Below are 19,857 nucleotides of genomic sequence, written 5' to 3'. Positions count from 1 at the left end.
TTTGGTTAAGATAACTTTGTCAGAAATCCTAACAATTTTTTGGTATTTGATGTTAGGAGTGTTCGACGATAAGCATCAGCGGCTTTTTTAATCGCTTCGGCTTGAGTGGGATAAGGATGAATTACACTGCTTAACTTGCTCAAACCAATTTTATTCACCATTGCCGTAGTTACTTCTGATATCATCTCACCCGCGTGACTGGCGACAATAGTTGCACCAATAATTTCATCAGATCCTTTTTTATGATGGATTTTGAGAAATCCTAACTCTTCACCATCTGCGATCGCTCGGTCTACAGTATTAAAGGGTATGTTGATTGTCGTCACCTCAATACCCAATTTTTGCGCTTCGTGTTCGTATAACCCTACGTGAGCAATTTCTGGGTCGGTATAAGTTACCCAAGGCATCACCAAACTACTGAGTTTCGAGCGTCCTATGCCAAAGGGAGAAAACAGAGTATTTTTAATTACAATCCGCGCTGCTGCATCAGCAGCATGGGTAAACTTCCAGTTCATGCAGATATCGCCGGCTGCATAAATTTTGGGATTGGTCGTTTGCAGGTAATCATTTACCTTCACGCCTTGATGCTTGTCATATTCTACACCCACAGCTTCTAAATTTAGATTTTCGACATTTGGCGATCGCCCCGCACCAACTAAAATTTCATCGACTGTCACCGAATCTCGATGACCATTAGAGGAAAAGTAAAGGCGTTTTCCCTCGGTGACAGTTACCACTTCTTCTAACTTGGAATTTAGTACCAGGCGAATTCCTTCGTTAATCAAAACCTTTTGGAGAATTTCAGCGCCTTCAGCATCTTCTTTATTAAGGATGTGAGAACCGTTATGGAAAAGTACCACCTCACAACCTAAACGCCGGAAAGCTTGCGCTAATTCGCAACCAATAGGCCCGCCACCAATCACCGCCAAACGTTCCGGTCGTTGAATTAAGGAAAAAACCGTTTCATTGGTTAGATAACCCGCCTTTTCAATTCCCGGAATCGACAGTTGTGCAGCTCTTGCGCCAGTCGCAATTACAGCTTTTTTAAATCGGAGAGTTTTATCACCAACTTCCACCGTATTTTTACTTGCAAATCGACCGCTACCCAAAAAGACATCGACACCCAACTTTTGAAACCGTTCTGCCGAATCGTTAGGGCTGATATCAGCCCTTATCCGCCGCATTCTTGCCATGACTTTGGGAAAATCAACATCAATATTATGTTGGGGAATATTAACTCCTAAACCTTTAGCATCCCAGATTTCGCCAACGACGCGGGCAGAGCGAATAATAGTTTTAGATGGTACGCAACCAACATTTAAGCAATCTCCACCCATGAGATGCTTTTCAATCAACGCCACCTTTAAACCCAAATCCAGACCCGCCGCACCCGCAGCCACGACTAATCCCGCCGTACCAGCCCCAATTACTACCAAATCGTAAACATCTGCGGGTTGAGGATTAACCCAATTTGGGGGATGGACGTAAGACACCAACTTTTGGTTGTACTCATCAATTGGGCGAACTGTGACTCTCTCTAAATCTGAATTGGTCATTGGCAAAACCTCTTTTAAAATTAAGAATCCCGATTATTTTTTTTATGCTTGTTTATAGCGGTTCTCGATTGGGTGAGCGGCAAGAACCCCACCCCGCAAAAGCTATGCTTTGTCTTGCCTCCCCTTCGCAACTATGGTGTACACACAAGTCTGAAGTAGTTAGTTTACGAATCTGGTTATTACCCCACCCTAACCCTCCCCGATGGATTGGGGAGGGAACTAGATTTTCTTTTTTCCCCCCTTGGCAAGGGGGGATTAAGGGGGGTAATTTGACTTGTGTGTACATGCATAGACCCTTAGCAAGGGGAAGGGTGCAATGACTATGGGAATCATAACTAATTACGCGGACATGATATTACAGCAATTTGCAGTTGACATAGGCTTCTACAGTGGTACTACTCTACAATTCTTCTTCTAAAGCTTTGCGTGCAATCCGGGTTACATAAACTGTAACAGCGACAGTCGCAATCAAACCCAAGATGCGAATTGCCCATTGTAAAGTCGGGTTGCTAGGTTGAGCCTCAGTGCCAATCATCGCTAAATTACCTGCAAGGGAACCAATATAAACGTACATAATGGTTCCGGGAATCATGCCTAGAGAGCCGATGAAGTAATCTTGAAGTGAAACTCCCGTGATGCCAAAGGCATAATTGAGCAAATTGAAAGGAAATATGGGGGACAATCGCGTTAACAGGACAATTTTTAATCCTTCTCTACCAACCGCTTGGTCAATGGCAGCAAATTTTTTGTTATCTGCGATTTTACCAGCAACCCAACCCCTTGCTAAATAACGTCCCACAAGGAAAGCAGCAGTAGCGCCAAGGGTTGCACCGATAAACACGTAGAGAGAACCCCAAACTGCACCAAAAATTACACCAGCCCCCAAGGTGAGAATAGAACCTGGGAAAAAAGCAACGGTAGCGATAATATAAATAGCAATAAAAGCTATGGCTCCTAACGCACCCAGGCTATCAATCCACTGCAAGGCTTCGCGTAAAATTGCTTGGGGATTGAAAGAATTTGAATTTGCCGATTCTTGTGCTAAAGCTGGGTCTGCGTTTAATGAGAAACAGCTTGCCAATATTAGTAATACTAATACACTGAGGCTAAAAAAATTCTGGAGGTTTTTGGCATCAATACTTTTAACACTTCGGCTTCGCTCAGTGTTAAAGCCGAGCGGAGTCGTTCGCGTAGCGTCTCGCAGAGAGGCTTTAAATATCTGAACGATTGTTAGTTTTTTCATGGGTTGTGATTTCTTCTACTGCCACACTTTGAGCTAATGCTTTCTGAGCAACTTTTGTGATATACACAGTTACAGCAACGGTAGCAATCAACCCAACTACTCGCATTATCCATTGCCAGACTTGAGTTTCTGGAGTTATTGGTTGATGAGAGGTGTTAATCATGGCAAGATTACCAGCTAAAGAACCAATATAAACGTACATCACAGTACCGGGAATAATGCCGAAGGAACCTAATATATAGTCTTTGAGAGAAACCTGTGTTATCCCAAAAGCATAATTTAATAAATTGAAGGGAAAAATAGGTGAGAGACGAGTTAGTAAAACAATTTTCCATCCTTCTTTAGCAACTGCTAAATCAATCGCTTTAAATTTAGGATGTTTGTCCATTTGTCGAGAAACCCAATCCCGCGATAAGTAGCGTCCAATGAGAAAAGCCAAGGCTGCTCCAATTGTTGCAGCAATTAGCACATATATTGATCCCCAAAATACTCCAAACAGACAACCACCTTTGAGCGTTAGGAGGGAACCCGGTATAAATAGTAATGTTGCCAAGTTATAAATGAGTATGTAGGCGATAGGCCCTAAAACACCCAGACTTTCAACCCAAATGACTGAAGTTTGTAAAAGTCCCTGAAAGTTTAACTGTTTAGCAGCAATTATTAGAGTGATAATCAGGCAACTTAGAAGTAGTAGTTTGAGTTTGGAATTGAATAAACGCTTGTTCATTTTTATAAGTTTCACCCTCAGAGGCTCGACGTTGACCTTTTGAGGCTCAATGTTGACCTTTTGAGGCTCAATGTTGACCTTTTGAAGCTCAATGTTGACCTTCTGAGGTTCGACGCTGACCTTCTGAGGCTCAATGTTGACCTTCTGAGGCTCGACGTTGACCTTCTGAGGTTCGACGTTGACCTTCTGAGGTTCGACGTTGACCTTCTGAGGTTCGACGTTGACCTTTTGAAGCTCAATGTTGACCTTCTGAAGCTCAACTTTAAAATTTATACCTCAAATTGAATGCCCCTAAGATATACTACCTACATAAGAAACAGCTTAAAGCCTCTTAAATTTTTCTCGGCGATACCAGCTACAAATTCGCTCAGGTGAAATGCCGAGCAAATAAGCAATAATAACTATTTGATTAAGCAGCGTAGTTTTGAATACTCCCTTTTGCAACCATCTACGCGCTGAGGTGACAACTGGTGTGGGAATAATTACAACGCGTCCAATGCGTTTTAAACGACGCATCAGTTCAAAGTCTTCCATGATGGGCAATTCGGGAAAGCCGCCTATTTGCTGAAATACTTTCTTTGTTAAAAAAATTGCTTGGTCGCCGTATGGCATTTGGTAAAAATGCGATCGCACATTTACCCCCAACTCTACCCATCGTAAACTTAAAAGTGAGGCATCAATCCGCAACTTAAAAGCACCAGCCACAGTCCCAGGTTGTTGTAGCGCTGTGCGAATCATCTCATCAAACCCCTTTGGCAAACCGGTATCCGCATGGAGAAATAACAGAATCTCACCACTAGCCGCTACAGCACCCGCGTTCATTTGCACAGCACGACCGGGAGATGATGAGATAACTTTGACATTTAAAGACTGAGCGATCGCTACAGTATCATCACTAGAGCCACCATCGACTACAATGACTTCTATATTTAGATTGGCTTGAGTAGTAGCAATGGCTTTTTTAATATTCCCTGCTTCATTAATAGCCGGAATAATAATCGAAATTTTAGCAGCGTCAATACTCTCACTCATGATTGCTGAGTTTTCTTTTCCGGTTGGTCAGGAAATGAACACTCTACCGTTACCTTCAGATTGCTTTCAGCCGTGCCTTTAGTTATGTAAGGTATACCTGCTTCACCGCCAACTTTGATGCCAAATTCTAGAGTGACTTTATCAATATTAGCAACAGGAATTTTCTTAAAAGCATTGAGTGAATAAACAGTGTAAGCCCGAATTGTACCTTCAATTGCTTGGAAATTTTGCACTATCTGCTTTTGTGCAGCATCAGCATCCCATCCCTTATCAATTAGCGCTTCTTCTCCCTCCGGGGATTCGGTAATCACTGGCAGAGCATCTACATTATTTGTAGCCTCAATGTAAATAATAGTGCCATCTTCTAATTGAATAGGTGTGAGTTGAGTCATGGGATAAATCTCGCCTAAAAGAATTGCGTCTAGGGTAGTCCAGCAGTGCTTATCTACAAAATTTTACGGAAAATGCGGTAAATTTCTTGTATAAGCTGGAAATAATTCGGCACAACTATCATAGGGCTTTGCAGGATGAGTCGAGACGCTTTGGTAGTAGGAATTAATACGTATGACCGCTTAAAATGTCTCAATGCACCAGCTGCCGATGGTGAAGCGATCGCTCAAATCTTACAACAATATGGTGAATTTCGGGTAACGCGGCTACCAGCAGTCAAAGACAAGGAAAATGAGACGATTCGCATTGGTAAGCAAACTAAAGTTAGTTTAACTCAGTTAGAAAGAGCGATCGTCCAATTATTCAAACCAGATGGGAAGCCGCCAGACACAGCACTGCTGTATTTTTCCGGTCATGGGTTGCGGAAAAATCTAGGAATTCAGGAAGGCTTTTTAGCAACGAGTGAAGTCAACCCCGATGCGGGTAATTGGGGATTATCTTTGCAATGGCTGCGGCGACTGCTGCAAGAAAGTGAAGTCAGACAACAAATTGTGATTTTGGATTGCTGTTATAGCGGAGAAGTGCTAAATTTTGCAGAGGCAGATCCAGGCGATCGCGGTAAAGGCAGAGACAGGTGTTTTATTGCGGCTTCTCGTGATTTTGAAGTTGCTTTTGAAGAGATTAACAGCCAACACAGCGTTCTCACCGCTGCACTCCTCAAAGGTTTGGAACCAAAACAAGACCGTTGGGTGAGTAACTACACTTTAGTAGACTTACTCAATCAACAATATCACCCATTCCCTCAGCGTCCCATTTTTGCTAACTCTGGTGAAGTAATTAATCTCACCCGCAAATGGAATTCTTCTCCTGTGAATTCCACAGTACAAATATCAGCTATTTGTCCTTACAAAGGGTTGTCTTATTTTGATTGTACAGAAGCAGATGCCAACTTATTTTATGGCAGAACAGCGTTAACCGACGAATTATTAGAAAAAGTGCGATCGGGTAATTTCCTCGCTGTGTTGGGAGCATCAGGAAGTGGTAAATCTAGTGTTGTGAGGGCGGGTTTACTTTATCAATTAAAGTTAGGACGCAGGTTATCAGGTAGCGATACTTGGCAGCTAAAAATATTTCGACCAGGGATTAATCCCTTACAAAATTTAGCATTGGCATTTGTAGAATCAGAATTATCAGATATTGAACGCGCATCACAATTAGCAAAAGCTGAAGAATTAATTGCAAAAGGTACAGTTGGTTTAGGACAGTTGATTACTGCTGCACAAACTCAGCGCGTAGTGTTAGTGGTAGACCAGTTTGAAGAAACTTTTACTCAATGTCAAGACATTACGAAACGACAACAGTTTTTTGAATGTGTGTTAGGTGCTTTGCAACGAGATGACAATAAACTCTGCCTAATAATCACAATGCGGGTTGATTTTTTTAGTAAATGTCTGGAACAAGAGTATGGCGGACTAGCTAAGAAAATTCAAGAGCGTTTAGTAACAGTAACACCAATGAATCGGGAGGAATTAAAAACAGCAATTATCAAACCTGCCCAACAGGTGAACTTAGCAGTAGAACCAGAATTAGTTTCTCAAATGATTGCAGATGTAGAAAATTCACCGGGGAGTTTACCGTTGTTGCAGTACACGCTAACAGAACTATGGCAGCAAAAAACTGAAGAACGGTTAACCTTGACTACCTATAGCAAACTAGGTGGAGTCAGAGGGACTCTACAAAAACGCGCTACAGAAGTTTATGAGTCATTATCATCAGAAGAACGGCAAGCAACAAAGCGGATTTTTTTAGAATTGACGCAGTTGGGAGAAGGAACAGAAGATACCCGCAGACAAGTTTTGCAACGGGATTTAGTTACTTCACAGCATCCAGAAGTTGTGATTAATAGAATAATTCAACGGTTAGCTGATGAGAAGCTAGTTGTCACCAGTAACTTATCTAATCAAATTGCTGTGGTAGATGTGGCACATGAAGCACTGATTCGCCATTGGTTACTGTTACGCAAATGGATTGAGGAAAGTCGAGACATCCTGCGACAAAAGCGAAAAATTGAAGCGGCAGCTATTGAATGGCGAGATAGGGAAAAAGCGAAAGATTATCTGCTTCAGGGTAAACGCTTGACAGAGGCAAATATTTTTCAGAAGGCACAAGATGATAACTTGAAATTATCAGACTTGGCTATTGAATTGATTCAAACAAGTATCAGAAACAGATTGAATAATCACTTTAAATTAATATTTTTTTTCTTAATTACGCTGGGATTATCAGTATATCTGAGCTTTGCAGTTGAGAAACAGTTGAAGATAATAAAACTTCGGCAAACCCTTGATGCTGCTCAGGGAAAGAAGTATGAGAGGACAACAATTAAAGCTATTGAAAAGCTGGTAGAAGCTGGTGAAAGCCTAGCTGGCAAAGATTTTGAGAGTGCCAACCTTAACGGTGTCGACTTCAGCCGTGCCGACCTCAGCCGTGCTTATCTCAACGCTGTCTACCTCAGCGGTGCTTACCTGATCAGCGCCAACCTCAACAAAGCCGATCTTAGCCGTGCCGATCTCAGCCGTGCCGATCTTAGCCGTGCCGACCTCAGCAATGCTAACCTCAACGATGCCAACCTCAACGATGCCAACCTCAGCGATGTCGACCTCAGAGGTGCTTACCTCATAGGTGCTAACCTCAGCGATGCCGACCTCAGAGGTGCTTACCTCATCGGTACCGACCTCGAAGATGCCGACTTCAGCCGTGTCAAAAACCTGACTCCTGAGCAAGTTAAATCTGCGAAAAATTCGGAAAAGGCAAAATATGACAAGGATTTTCGTGCCAAGCTGGGTTTACCACCAGAACCATCTAAGTGAATACTTTGAGTTCGTTTTTACTTCTACCCAATCCCGCAATGCAACTTTGTGCAAACTTTTTCTAGATCATTATTCGACTAAAAGCAGTTGTTTTGTGGTCTTCTTTGCGTCTATGGGCAAAGCAAAAAGATTTATTTGTCAGAGCGAGCAGATCGCAACGCTCAGAGATTACTTTGCTAGCAATGAGTTTTTATAATTAGGCGATCGCACCAAACAAAGGCGAACCCTGCATCTAGTCTGAAAAAATGGTGTTCAGGAGCGATCTCTTTGCTCAGAGATTGCTTTGCTGGCAATGAGTTTTTATAATTAAGCGATCGCACCAAACAAAGACGAACCTTGCATCTAGTCTGAAAAAATGGTGTTCAAGAGCGATCTCTTTGCTCAGAGATTGTATTGCTGGCAATGAGTTTTTATAATTAAGCGATCGCACCAAACAAAGACGAACCTTGCATCTAGTCTGAAAAAATGGTGTTCAAGAGCGATCTCTTTGCTCAGAGATTGTATTGCTGGCAATGAGTTTTTATAATTAAGCGATCGCACCAAACAAAGACGAACCCTAAAGCCACTTCCGATAACTCTGGATCTAATCTGAAAAAATCGCATCATAGAGCGATGCCTGCGGTATTTGCTAGCCAACGCAACGCTCAAAGATTGCTTTGGTGGCAACGAGTTTTTATAATTAAGCGATCGCACCAAACAAAGACGAACCCTAAAGCCACTTCCGATAACTCTGGATCTAATCTGAAAAAATCGCATCATAGAGCGATGCCTGCGGTATTTGCTAGCCAACGCAATGCTCAGAGATTGCTTTGCTGGCAATGAGTTTTTATAATTAAGCGATCGCACAGCTAATCTTCAAAAATGGTATCAAACAGCGATCGCTTGACTCTGAAATTCATTGCCAGGATGTCTTGATACAATTGGTCTGTGCTACTAATGGTGATTTTGCCATTTACCTGAAGTTTCTTGATGACTGCTAGGGTTCCCTTAACATTTAATCCTAGTCGAGTTGCTTCTTTTCTAGCTGCGAAGTCATCTAAAATTATGTAATCTGTTTGTAATTTAGTGCCTAAAGCAATGGCTTCTGATTCTCCTCTCCCTAGTCGCATATTTAGGCGATTGGCTAAGGAAAGTAATTTAATTTCTTTGACTAATATTTTTTCAGCATCAATTAAAGCTTTTACCTGCTGACTAGCTGCATCAGATTTTGCACTGATTTCTTCTGCAACAAAATTTGGCAAATAAAACTCATCAGAGGAATCTAGAAAAATATCGAGAAATTCCAGGCGCGATAAAAAGATTAATGGAGAAGAGTTAAAAATAACCTTCACACACCTTACCAATCCTTCTCTATAGCGATATCTTCTTCAGTCAAGTAGGAAAATTCCAGCCCCATCAAATCTAATAGTTTAAGAAATACATCAGGCTCTATTTCCATCATTTCTGCGGCTTTTTTCAAACTAATAACTCTCGAAAATAACGCCCCTATCACAAATAAAAACGTTTCTTTTTCCTCAATATTATTAAATAATGTAATTTCTGAAGCAACACTTCTTAATTCTTCCTTACTAGTCATAGATATTTCAAGCTACCGACTGAATATCCTTAGATATTATCCCAAACTTCTGTAAGCGATGTCTACTGACAGCAAAATGGGCAGTTAAAAACATGTACGTCAGTTGATTCCGATAAAGATTTTTGTACCAAGCTGGGTTTATGCCGCCTCAATATATTTAATCTGAAAAAATGGTATCAAAGAGCGATGCCTGCGGTGGGCTACGCCAACGCAATGCTCAGAGATTGCTTTGCTGGCAATCAGTTTTATAATTAAGCGATCGCACCAAACAAAAACCAACCCTGAAGTCACTCCCGTCAACCCTAAAGTCACTCCCGTCAACCCTGTAGTCACTCCCGTCAACCCTGTAGTGACTTTCGTCAACCCTGAAGTCACTCCCGTCAACCCTAAAGTCACTCCCGTCAACTCTGTAGTCACTCCCGTCAACTCTGTAGTCACTTCCGTCAACCCTGTAGTCACTCCCGTCAACCCTGTAGTCACTCCCGTCAACTCTGTAGTCACTCCCGTCAACCCTGTAGTCAAGGAATTGACCCAAATTTACTATAGACCTCTTGCAAAAATATATTTTTGCACTCTCAGGGTAAAGGGTAAAGGGTAAAGGGAAAGGATTTTGAGTTTCTTTACCCTTTTCCCCTTCACCTGTTACCCCGACAAATGCCAAGAAGTCTTATGAAATACCCCTGGCTTAAACTTTCGCACAGCCAGAGGTAATTATCTGAGGTGTATTTGCAGATAATTAATTACGATTATCTATCTGAGCGCGTTGCAAACTTCCAGAGAAGTCAACATAGACACTTTTCCATTCTGTGAAAACATCCAATGCAGTAGTTCCCGCTTCGCGGTGTCCGTTACCGGTTTGTTTCACACCACCAAAGGGCAAGTGTACCTCTGCGCCAATAGTCGGGCCGTTAATATAAGTGATACCTGCTTCAATGTCGCGCATAGCAGTAAAAGCCCGATTGATATCGCGGGTGTAAACTGAAGAAGAAAGACCATAATTGCTATCGTTGAGAATTGCGATCGCATCCTCAAAGCAGCTAACCTCAATTAATACCACTACTGGCCCAAATATCTCCTCACGGGCGACGCGCATATCAGGAGTTACATCATCCAAAATAGTTGGTTGAAAGAAGTAACCGTTTTTCAATGAGCCTTCACGAGCGATTTCCCCACCAATTAAAACCTTTGCTCCTTCTTCACGAGCGATATCCAAATACTTGCTCACCTGTTTGAGTTGCTTTTCATTGATTATCGGCCCAATATCTGTATCAGAGTCATTGCCAGCACCCAAGCGTAACTTACTGGTACGCTCATAGAGCATCGCAGTAAATTTTTCCTTGATATCACGATGCAAAATCAGCCGACTAGTAGCCGTACAGCGTTGCCCAGTTGTTCCAAATGCTCCCCACACTGCACCATCGAGAGCAAGTTCTAAATCGGCATCTTCCATTACCACTTGAGCGTTTTTACCACCCATTTCCAAGCAGACACGCTTGTGAGTGCGTCCGCAAGTCGCACCGACAAAAGCACCCGTTTCTGAAGAACCGGTAAACGATACCAAATCTACATTGGGATGCTCAACTAAAGCTTTCCCCGCCTCTTCTCCCACACCATGCACCAAGTTAATTACTCCTGGTGGTAAACCTGCTTGTTGAAAAATTTCAATCAATTTAGTTGCACAGGCAGAGGTATCTTCGGCAGGTTTGAGAATAACTGTGTTGCCACACACCAAAGCTGGCATCGCTTTCCAGCAAGGAATTGCCACCGGAAAATTCCAGGGAGTAATTAAGGCACAGACTCCTATAGGCATCCGCACAGTCATGGCGAATTTATTGGACATTTCCGAGGGTGTGGTTTGCCCAAATAGTCGCCTTCCTTCGCCAGCACTATAAAAGGCGCAGTCAATACTTTCTTGGACATCTCCCCTAGCTTCTGTTAAGGGTTTACCCATTTCCCGACTGATTAACTGGGCAAGTTCTTCTTTATGCTGGAGTAATATTTCCCCAACCCGAAAAATGTATTCTGCTCTCGCTGGGGCGGGGACTTTGCGCCAACTGTGGTAGGCTTTACGGGCAGCGGCTACCGCTGTATCTACATCTTTAACTTGAGAACGCGGAAATGTGGCTACGACTTCGGTTTTGTCGGCAGGGTTGCGACTTTCTAGGGTTACTTCTCCTATAGCACTCAACCATTGGCCATCTATATAATTACGACAAGATAGCGGAGTTGTCATTTTGAAAATCTCCGATGATCCACTGAAACTTGTGTATTAAGTTTGCTTGCTTCTAGGTTATCCTCAAGTTTAGGAAATTGGCGTGATAACTAAATATCGATATAAAAATTAAGGCACGAAGGCCAACACGCCCACAGGCGAACCAGAACCACCACGTAATCTTAGAGGTGCGATCGCTAGAGTAGTACCTTTAGGTGGTAGTTGATCCAAATTTGTTAGATTCTCCAACACAATGCGCGGTTTTTCCAATACCAAGCGGTTAATCGCAAAACTGTTATCCTGTCCTGGGTCTACACCATGAGTATCAATTCCTACCCCAATTATTTGCCGTTTATCAAGTAAAAATTGAGTGGCATCGCTGCCAAATCCTGGAAAGTGGGGAATTCCTTGAGAATCGTGATTGAGGAACGCACTTTTATCAAACCACTTTTTCTGCCAACCAGTATTCAATATAACTACGCAACCAGCAGAAATCTTGCCGTATTCTTCTTCCCACGCCAAAACATCAGCAATAGTCAGGGCATAATCAGGATTAACTGCTGTGGCTTGGCAAATATTTATAACTACCGCAGGTACAACCAAAGACTGGGCTGGGTATTGGTCAATTCCCACAGCATAACTATGAAAACTGTTAGGGGCATTGATATGGGTAGCGCTATGTTCCCCCAAGGAGAAACGCCGCAGGTAATAACCATCATTATTTAGTTCAGCCACAGTCTCAAATTCTACTGTGGGATCTCCAGACCATTGGGGAATATCTACGTCAATTACATGACTTAGGTGGATAACACGTGTGTAGGTGATACTATTTTGACTTTGGGGTTGTATCATCCCAGCCTTCTATATTATTTGTACTCAGAGATTTTTTTATCAGGTACGTAGGTGCAGATAGTTGTGTACATCGTCTGGGTTAGGCTATGCCTACGCAAAGATCCTACTACCATTACAACGTTTTTCAAACCTAATTCCCTATACTAAAAGAGATAATCCCCCCAATCCCTATAAATTTTAGGCTATTGAGGGGGTTCAAATGTTGCAGCAAAAAGTGAGTTGATCTTAGTTAACAACTATTAGATTAAGTTTTAATTAAGCTTTGATTAAGATTAGGTATCTCCAGAAATTAAATATGCGTTATCCAGAACCCTTATAGAGACTTAGCAGTGCTACAGATATCTTGCAAAAGTAACAAATGCCAAGATATTGGGTTGCATGTTAAAGGTTACTGGGTTTGGGAAAATTCCATACCTTTACCCTTTAACCCTTAACCTTTTCCCCACTTCTGCAAGAAGTCTTACGTCTCTACGTTTTTCACTCGTATCTCTATTGTTTGATATCTACGTTGAGGGTTCTTGCTTTAGTGGAATCATCACAATAAACTCGGCACCTTCTCCTGGTGCTGAAATACACTGGATCTTTCCACCGTGTTTTTGGACTATAATTTGGTAGCTAATTGATAATCCCATACCCGTGCCTTTACCCACAGGTTTTGTCGTATAGAAGGGATCAAATAAGCGTTTGCGTACTTCCTTACTCATGCCTGGGCCATTGTCGGCAATGCTAATGATTACATGATCTTCTTGAATGAGGCTGCGAATGCGAATCTGTGGAAAAGTCATTTGTCTTTGTTCGCACAGCGTCTCCTTTGGGAGAAGTTCTGATCGCCGGAAGCCTCCGCTCAGACTTTTCTGTTGGTCATTTGTCTTTTGTTCAGTTTTGTTTACTAATGACAAATGACTATTGACAAATGACTCTTCTAAAGCATCGATCGCATTTGTCAACAGATTCATAAATACCTGATTCATCTGTCCAGGGTGACAGACTACTGATGGTAGATTGCCATAGTCTCGGACTACTTGGATTTCGGGATGTCCTGGTTTGGCTTTTAAACGATTTTGCAACAACAGCAAGGCGCTATCCATCCCTTCATGAATATCCACTGCTTTTATACCGTCTTCATCAAGGCGAGAAAAATTTCGTAAAGATAAGACAATCTGCCGAATGCGTTCGGCTCCCATTCTCATAGACTCCAGGATTTTGGGTAAATCTTGCTTGAGAAAGTCTAAATCAATGGTGTTGATTTGTCGATCAATCTCTGGTGTTGGTGGGCAGTAGCTCTGTTGATAAAGTTCTACTAAGTGCAGCAAATCCCTAGTATATTCACTGGCGTGGCTAATATTGCCGTAGATGAAATTGACGGGATTATTGATTTCATGGGCAATACCTGCAACCAATTGTCCTAAACTGGACATTTTTTCAGTTTGAATCAGTTGCGTTTGAGTTTGTTGAAGTTCTAGCAGTGCTGCTTCTAGTTGCTGGGCTTTGTCTTGGGCAGTTTGGGCGGTGATGCGACTTTGGGTGTAAAGTTTAGCTTGGTCAATGGCGATCGCTAGTTGAACTGTAACTGCTTGTAGTAATTCTACTTCGTTGTTCAGCCAAGGGCGAAAGCCACTACAATAACCACAGCTAAATGCACCAATTTCGCCAGATTGAGTGTGTACAGGCAGCGCCATAAAGGCAGTGAAACCAAAATCCTGCAAAAATTGCTGTGCTATGGAATCGCCCACAGTCTCAGTATCATCAATGCGGATGATTTCTCCGTTCAAAGTTTTGGCTGCGATTAGTTTGATTTCGGCATGAGTTGCTTCTTGTTGATTAAGTAGACATGGTAAAAAGGCACTTTTTGCCTCATATACTCTTTCCCAGTAGGGTACATCAGCGTCTTGCCGATACCAAAAGAAGGCGCAGCGATCGATCTGGAATAAGTTACAAATCTCCTGTACTGCGGTTTCCACAATGTAATTAAGATCCAAAGAAGCTCGAATTTGGCTAGAAAGACGATTGAGTAATGTTTCCCGCTGGACGCTTTCTCTGAGTGCAATTTCTGTTTGTTTGCGCTTGATGCCAATGGCAATCTCTTGAGCGGCGAATTCCAATGCTTTGAAAGTTGATTCTGTCACTGTTTGGCGGGCAAACATGGCTATCACCCCTACAGTTTCATCTTCAACAATTAAGGGATAGCCAGCAAAGGCGACCATACCCTCTCGCTGTGCCCACTCTTTGTTATCAATGCAGGAATCTGTCTGCACAGAATTAGTTAAGTGGGGTTTGCCCTCTTCGGCAATCAAACCAATTTTGAATTGACCGACTGGTACACATTTATAGGGCCCATTGATATGGGTGTACATCCCAGAACTGACTTGCAACTCTAATACATTGTCTTGTTCGTTCAGCGTCCAGATGCGAGCAAAGGCTGCATCAAGATGTTCAACTAAGGCGTCAGTGCAGCGGCGCATCATCAGCTGTAAGCTGTCACTCTGAGTCAATGCCGCGTCTACATCGGCACGAAAATTTGCTAAACGCGCTCGTTCTGCTAGAGCTACTTCTGCTTCTTTACGGTCGGTGGTGTCATAGCAAATACCAACGAAGTACAAAATATTGCCATTAGCGTCTTTAATCGCAGATGAGTTGCTTGTATGCCATCGCCAACTACCGTTTTTGTGTTTAACTCGATATTCAATTGCCTCTTGTTTCTTGCCTGTTGTCAAAATTCTTTGGAAATAATCGGCACAAATATGCACATCGTCAGGATGTATGAAAGGAATAAAAGATTTGCCTTCAACCTCTGCAACCTCATGCCCAAAAATCTCAGTCCAGTTAGGAGAAACGTAAGAAAATATCCCTTCAAGTGTCAGCGCAAAAATAATGTTGTTGGCGTTTTCTACAATGCTGCGGAACTTGGCATCACTTTCTATCAAAGCTGCTTGGATGTTGTCGCTGGTGTCGCGGACAAGAACTATAATTTGCTGGTCTGGTAATGGTAATAACCTAGCTTCAAAATTATTATTTTCTTCTAGGAGCGGTGAGTTATATTCAAAACTGACTTCATATTGAGTTTCAAGTACTTGAGTTATTGCTTGATGGAAGCGATCGCCTATAGCAGTCGGTAAGCATTCTCGTAAACTCTTGCCCTGACAATCTCCTGGTAGAATATCCAAACTCTCTATCAACCCTTGCTTGTAATCCAGAATACTTCCATTAGCATCAAGACGAAAGTATGAATCAGGAAGTACTTGCAAAATCGCTGCAAATTCTGATGTTTTTTGGCGTAACTGTGCCTCAACTGCTTGGCGTTTGCTAATTTCAGCTTGCAGTTGCTCTAATGCTTTTGCTAGTTCTGTTGCTCGTTCTCTATCTGTAATTTTACGTAGGCGGCGAGAGAAATTTTTAGATGGCGAGTAGCTTTCTGTTAGGAAAGGTTGACTTATCCCTATCGGTACTTCTGTTAGATCGATACAATAACCGATGTAGCCGATAAAGCTACCATCTGCTGCAAATCGTGGCGCGGCTGTATCTAAAATCCAGCGATATTCGCCATCAGCTGCACGCAAGCGATATTGTCTCTGGAAGGAATCATGCGTCGCAAATGCTCTCAGGTATATATCTTCGCATCGCTGTCTATCTTCTGGATGGACGCTGCCAGTCCAAATATTGCCTATTTCCTCTTCTCGCGCAGATGCAGACGCGGCTGTTATTAGATGTTTTCCAGTAAATTTCAGCCAATTAGAATTGAAGTAACAGTAAAGTGCATTGCATCCAGACATCCAAATCATTAGAGGAGCAATATCCACCTGCTGGCAAAATGCTTTTTCATCCTGTTGTATTTCTTCCTCTTCAACTATGATTTGTTTAACGTAGCTCTGCACCTTTTTAGAAAACACTTTTGCCTGCCTGCTCTGCCTAAATTATTAAGGTAATATGCTGAAAATAAAATTTCTTAATATATGGATATAATCTTGTTTATGCCAACCTGCTAACGATTTTAATACTTTATTTATTTTTATATGCCCAGCAATTCCTCTTTTACTGTAAATAAATTGAAAAAATGCTGAAGTTATCATTAAGATTAAATTCAGCATTTTTTGTGAAATTTAAACTATCTATATATTAGAAAGCTTGTTTAACTTTGTTTCTTTTTGAAGTCATTAATAAATTCATCTTAGCTATATAATTGCATTGCTCAAAAACCTGATTTAGCTTTACGAGAACTATATGATTTTTGGCAAAATATTTACATCTTTATAATAAATTCACAATAATCAAGAATTTTATCCAAAATAAATATTGATTTTTTATCAATAAGAATTCAGCATGAATTAAAATCTGGCTGATGGTTCTAGCTTGATTAAAACAAGGGGGTATAAAAGAGTTTGGTACCTACATCTGGATTAAACAGCTTTTATTAAAGTAGTGGTATAAAAACCAACTTTATTTCTTTGTGATTTTGGATAATGATGAATGTATTCTTTTTTATTGTTCCAACAAAACCCAATTTTTCAAAATTGTCTTGAATAATCCAAATACCTTATATAGCAATCCTATCTGAGTGACGATCAATCTAGGTGATGAAGAACGGTTTATCTACGAGATACTACATGTAGCTTGCTTACTCGTAGAGTTACGCACAGTATCTGGTACAGAAGTACGCTAATAAAAAGAGAACAAATCTGCGCGTTTGATTTAGGATTGCTATAGCAAAATCGCAACTTAAATGAGAAAAATGCTAAATGTGATATCAACTGGTTGTAACAATGCCTGGTAATCGCATTTTATATGTTATAAAGCTCACAGAAATTAATGTTAGGCGGAAACTACTTTATGGAACCAGATAAACTGGGCCGTTTTAAGGAGTACGGCGAATTCATCCTCCGAAAGATAGATTCTGTGCCCCAGTACCCTTCTAAACAAGAAGATTGGGTTCCAGCTAGTCTTGATGACTGTCTTCTTCGTTTGCGATCGGCTGCCCAGAAAACTGTAGACCTGGCAACTTCGCCTGTCAAAATTGGTGTAATGGGGGAATTTAGTAGTGGAAAAACCTTACTTTTAGGCAGTCTAATTGGATATGCAGATGCTTTGCCAGTCAGTGAAAACCCCACTACAGGTAATGTTACCGCCATACATATTATTCCACAAGACGATTTTACAACGACGCAGCTAAGTAACTTTACGGTAGAGTATCTTTCTCATGAAGGAGTACATGAGTGTCTACGCTTCATGCTAGGGGAAGCCAATAAACGAACAACAGCAGCAGGGCTTCCTCCAATACCAGTATCGAAACTCAACTCTGGCACAGATATTATTAGCTGGTGTGAAGAAGCATGGAATAGCAGTAACAATTTAGAGTTGCGTTATTTACTTCGGGAGTTGGTATTATTCCTGCGGGCTTATCAAGCTTATGGGGAAGTTATGTGTGGTGGGCACTACCAAATTGATGCTATCACCGCCCGCGAGGGGCTACAGCTAGTCGAGCAGCCAATGGCAATCCAAACTCTGAAATTTGAGGATCTACCGCCAGCGCATATCCGATTACCGAGTCCACCGCAGAGGCTACCAACAAAGTTATTGCAAAACAGTTTCCCACTGATCCGCCGCGTCGATATCGATGTGAAAATCTCACGGGAAATTTGGGATTTTGCAGACGCAGCTAAATTTATTCTTATCGATTTTCCGGGATTGGGGGCTGCTAATTCCGGGGCTAGGGATACCTTTTTGTCATTGCGGGAATTAGCAGAAGTACAGACAATTTTGGTATTGCTAAATGGTAAATCTCCTGGGAGCGATCGCGCCAATAAAATCTTCACGATGATGCAGCAGCAGCGACCGGGACAAGACCTGAAAGATTTAATTCTCGTCGGTGTGGGTCGTTTCGATCAACTCCCCCTAGACAGCGAGGGTGGCGAAAGAGAACTTGACCATCTGATTGAAGATAGTCATTTAGAAGAGGAAACGGTTCTCCAAAAACTCAAAGTTCTGCAAACTACCATTGACGGTGCAGCAGCATTTACAACCCAAAAAGACCGCATCGTTTTACTGTCGCCACTGTTGGGATTAGCTGAATTAGCAAAACGTTCTACTACAGTCAAAGCAGGCTCACCAGAGTTTTTAGCTAACTTAGATTATCCTGATTACCTAGACAGGTCTAAACGGCTACAAGAGAAATGGGAGCTATTAAGTAAAAATCTGATAGAATCTAACACCCGTAGCTATTTGGGCAAACAGTTAGGTTATTTTAGTCAAGATGGCGGACTTAGTAAGCTGCGGGAATTGATTCAAACTCACGTAGCTACTCATGGTTTGAAGCAACTGTATGAAGATACCAAAAGAGCTGCTGATGTGGTGAGTCAGCAACAAGATCACTTAAAAGACATCATAGATGAAATTCACGAGCAAGGTATCCCCACAGGCGATAGTCCCGCTTTTATCGAATTGCGCTTTGTGGTCGAAAGCTTAGATAAAATCTACCGAAATTTCCAAAAAGATATCGGCAAAGAACCACTCAAAGATCGGCGCGGTGTTGTTGTCAGTGATGTAGTGAAAGACGAACTCACCTTTAGAATCCTCAATTGGAACCAGTGGACTTTACTCTTCAACAAAGCCAATAATGGAGCGATCGCTCTGGCAGAATCTAAAGGTGCAGCTGGGAAATTATTCGATCGGGGAAACCGCGTAAATACTTCCCTGCCAACTAAGAGCGATGATTTTTATCCAGTATTTGAGAAAACCGTTAAAGAAGTAGAAGATTTTGCCCGCGATCGCATCCAGCAAGCCGTGGTAGATTTGTTGAACCAATTATCAAATTATATTGCCCCAGAACGCGAACAATTGCAGGCATTTTTCCACCCAGAAATGGAGCAAGAAATCGAAGAAAAATTTGGTTTTGAAGATGCCGATCTCTTTTACAAATTATTACTAGGATGCGACCCTAACGAATGGAAAGAAGCAATTATCTCGGAAATTACTAGTAAAGATAAAACTGTTGCACCTGAAATTATTTTTCCTTTAGCACGTCAAGACGATAAACACAACGTCGGTCAAATCTTTGATTGGGCACCAGAGAAAAGTCAAGGCTTACCCAGATCGAGCAATCACCAACTTTTAGTACTGCGACTGCGAGATGAAATTACAGCTAGCGCCAGCCTCCATCTTGTGCAGTATGTTAGCGAAGTTAATCAGCAAATTAATTCCGAACTAGAAGGTATTTTGGATCAGATTATTCCGAGTCTGCAAAACCTTTCAAAAAAAGAAAGTTTGCTAAGATATTTGGCAGCTGGGGAATTGCCATCTGAGATCCAAATTCCTACTTGGTTGCAGATTATTTCCGAAATTGCGGCTGTTTCTTACTCAGATGATTTAGATTTGAGATGACGCGATCGCGTGAAGATATGAGGATATA

15 protein-coding genes are annotated in these 19,857 nt (G+C 41.8%); 4 read left to right on the top strand and 11 right to left on the bottom strand.

Annotated features, from left to right (window positions below; translation table 11 throughout):
* Positions 1 to 5: 5 nt before the first annotated feature.
* The 3 genes from RMY27_RS07660 to RMY27_RS07650 form a co-directional block, all read right to left on the bottom strand.
* On the bottom strand, positions 6 to 1,556 hold the full coding sequence (locus RMY27_RS07660) for a mercuric reductase (protein WP_322661902.1): 1,551 nt from the start codon (positions 1,554 to 1,556) through the stop codon (positions 6 to 8).
* Positions 1,557 to 1,956: 400 nt separating this feature from the next.
* A complete protein-coding gene (locus RMY27_RS07655; protein ID WP_322661900.1) occupies positions 1,957 to 2,799 on the bottom strand; it encodes a TVP38/TMEM64 family protein in 843 nt (280 codons plus the stop codon).
* Positions 2,768 to 3,526, bottom strand: coding sequence for a TVP38/TMEM64 family protein (locus RMY27_RS07650; protein WP_322661898.1), 759 nt, complete (start codon positions 3,524 to 3,526; stop codon positions 2,768 to 2,770). The genes RMY27_RS07655 and RMY27_RS07650 overlap by 32 nt, the downstream gene beginning before the upstream one ends.
* 39 nt (positions 3,527 to 3,565) lie before the next feature.
* Between RMY27_RS07650 and RMY27_RS07645 the strand changes: the two genes are divergently transcribed.
* A complete protein-coding gene (locus RMY27_RS07645; RefSeq protein ID WP_322661897.1) occupies positions 3,566 to 3,811 on the top strand; it encodes a hypothetical protein in 246 nt (81 codons plus the stop codon).
* A gap of 36 nt (positions 3,812 to 3,847) precedes the next feature.
* Here the strand turns inward: RMY27_RS07645 and RMY27_RS07640 are convergent, their stop codons facing one another.
* Both RMY27_RS07640 and RMY27_RS07635 read right to left on the bottom strand, forming a co-directional pair.
* The gene (locus tag RMY27_RS07640) at positions 3,848 to 4,558 is read right to left on the bottom strand and encodes a TIGR04283 family arsenosugar biosynthesis glycosyltransferase (RefSeq protein WP_322661896.1); all 711 of its coding nucleotides are present in this window, start codon (positions 4,556 to 4,558) and stop codon (positions 3,848 to 3,850) included.
* The gene (locus tag RMY27_RS07635; RefSeq protein WP_322661895.1) at positions 4,555 to 4,950 is read right to left on the bottom strand and encodes a CU044_2847 family protein; all 396 of its coding nucleotides are present in this window, start codon (positions 4,948 to 4,950) and stop codon (positions 4,555 to 4,557) included. Before RMY27_RS07635 ends, RMY27_RS07640 begins: the two co-directional genes overlap by 4 nt.
* Before the next feature lie 135 nt (positions 4,951 to 5,085).
* On the opposite strand from RMY27_RS07635, the gene RMY27_RS07630 reads away from it, so the two are divergent.
* Both RMY27_RS07630 and RMY27_RS07625 read left to right on the top strand, forming a co-directional pair.
* Positions 5,086 to 7,818 carry a pentapeptide repeat-containing protein gene (locus tag RMY27_RS07630; RefSeq protein ID WP_322661894.1) on the top strand — a complete coding sequence of 911 codons (2,733 nt, stop codon included), beginning with the start codon at positions 5,086 to 5,088 and terminating at the stop codon, positions 7,816 to 7,818.
* 612 nt (positions 7,819 to 8,430) lie between these two features.
* Entirely contained in the window at positions 8,431 to 8,640 is a 210-nt protein-coding gene (locus tag RMY27_RS07625) for a hypothetical protein (RefSeq protein ID WP_322661892.1), read from the top strand.
* Positions 8,641 to 8,666: 26 nt separating this feature from the next.
* On the opposite strand, the gene RMY27_RS07620 is transcribed toward RMY27_RS07625, so the two are convergent.
* The 6 genes from RMY27_RS07620 to RMY27_RS07595 all read right to left on the bottom strand — a co-directional run bounded on the left by RMY27_RS07620 (position 8,667) and on the right by RMY27_RS07595 (position 16,345).
* The gene (locus RMY27_RS07620; protein WP_322661890.1) at positions 8,667 to 9,149 is read right to left on the bottom strand and encodes a DUF3368 domain-containing protein; all 483 of its coding nucleotides are present in this window, start codon (positions 9,147 to 9,149) and stop codon (positions 8,667 to 8,669) included.
* A gap of 5 nt (positions 9,150 to 9,154) precedes the next feature.
* Entirely contained in the window at positions 9,155 to 9,394 is a 240-nt protein-coding gene (locus RMY27_RS07615; RefSeq protein ID WP_322661888.1) for a hypothetical protein, read from the bottom strand.
* A 138-nt stretch (positions 9,395 to 9,532) separates the two neighbouring features.
* Positions 9,533 to 9,895 (bottom strand): hypothetical protein, encoded by a 363-nt coding sequence (locus RMY27_RS07610; RefSeq protein ID WP_322661887.1) that lies wholly within the window; start codon positions 9,893 to 9,895, stop codon positions 9,533 to 9,535.
* A 235-nt stretch (positions 9,896 to 10,130) separates the two neighbouring features.
* The gene (locus RMY27_RS07605) at positions 10,131 to 11,627 is read right to left on the bottom strand and encodes an aldehyde dehydrogenase family protein (RefSeq protein WP_322661885.1); all 1,497 of its coding nucleotides are present in this window, start codon (positions 11,625 to 11,627) and stop codon (positions 10,131 to 10,133) included.
* 108 nt (positions 11,628 to 11,735) lie between these two features.
* The gene (locus RMY27_RS07600) at positions 11,736 to 12,458 is read right to left on the bottom strand and encodes a cyclase family protein (RefSeq protein WP_322661882.1); all 723 of its coding nucleotides are present in this window, start codon (positions 12,456 to 12,458) and stop codon (positions 11,736 to 11,738) included.
* Positions 12,459 to 12,961: 503 nt separating this feature from the next.
* On the bottom strand, positions 12,962 to 16,345 hold the full coding sequence (locus RMY27_RS07595; RefSeq protein ID WP_322661881.1) for a PAS domain-containing protein: 3,384 nt from the start codon (positions 16,343 to 16,345) through the stop codon (positions 12,962 to 12,964).
* 937 nt (positions 16,346 to 17,282) lie between these two features.
* On the opposite strand from RMY27_RS07595, the gene RMY27_RS07590 reads away from it, so the two are divergent.
* Positions 17,283 to 19,829, top strand: a complete 2,547-nt coding sequence (locus tag RMY27_RS07590; RefSeq protein ID WP_322661879.1) for a proteasome protein — start codon at positions 17,283 to 17,285, stop codon at positions 19,827 to 19,829.
* The last annotated feature ends 28 nt before the right edge of the window (positions 19,830 to 19,857 follow it).

The organism is Nostoc sp. DedQUE09, assembly GCF_034530915.1.
Classification (GTDB): Bacteria; Cyanobacteriota; Cyanobacteriia; order Cyanobacteriales; family Nostocaceae; genus Nostoc.
Note: the sequence above shows the minus strand (reverse complement) of the source record. Positions and strands in the feature narration are given on the sequence as shown.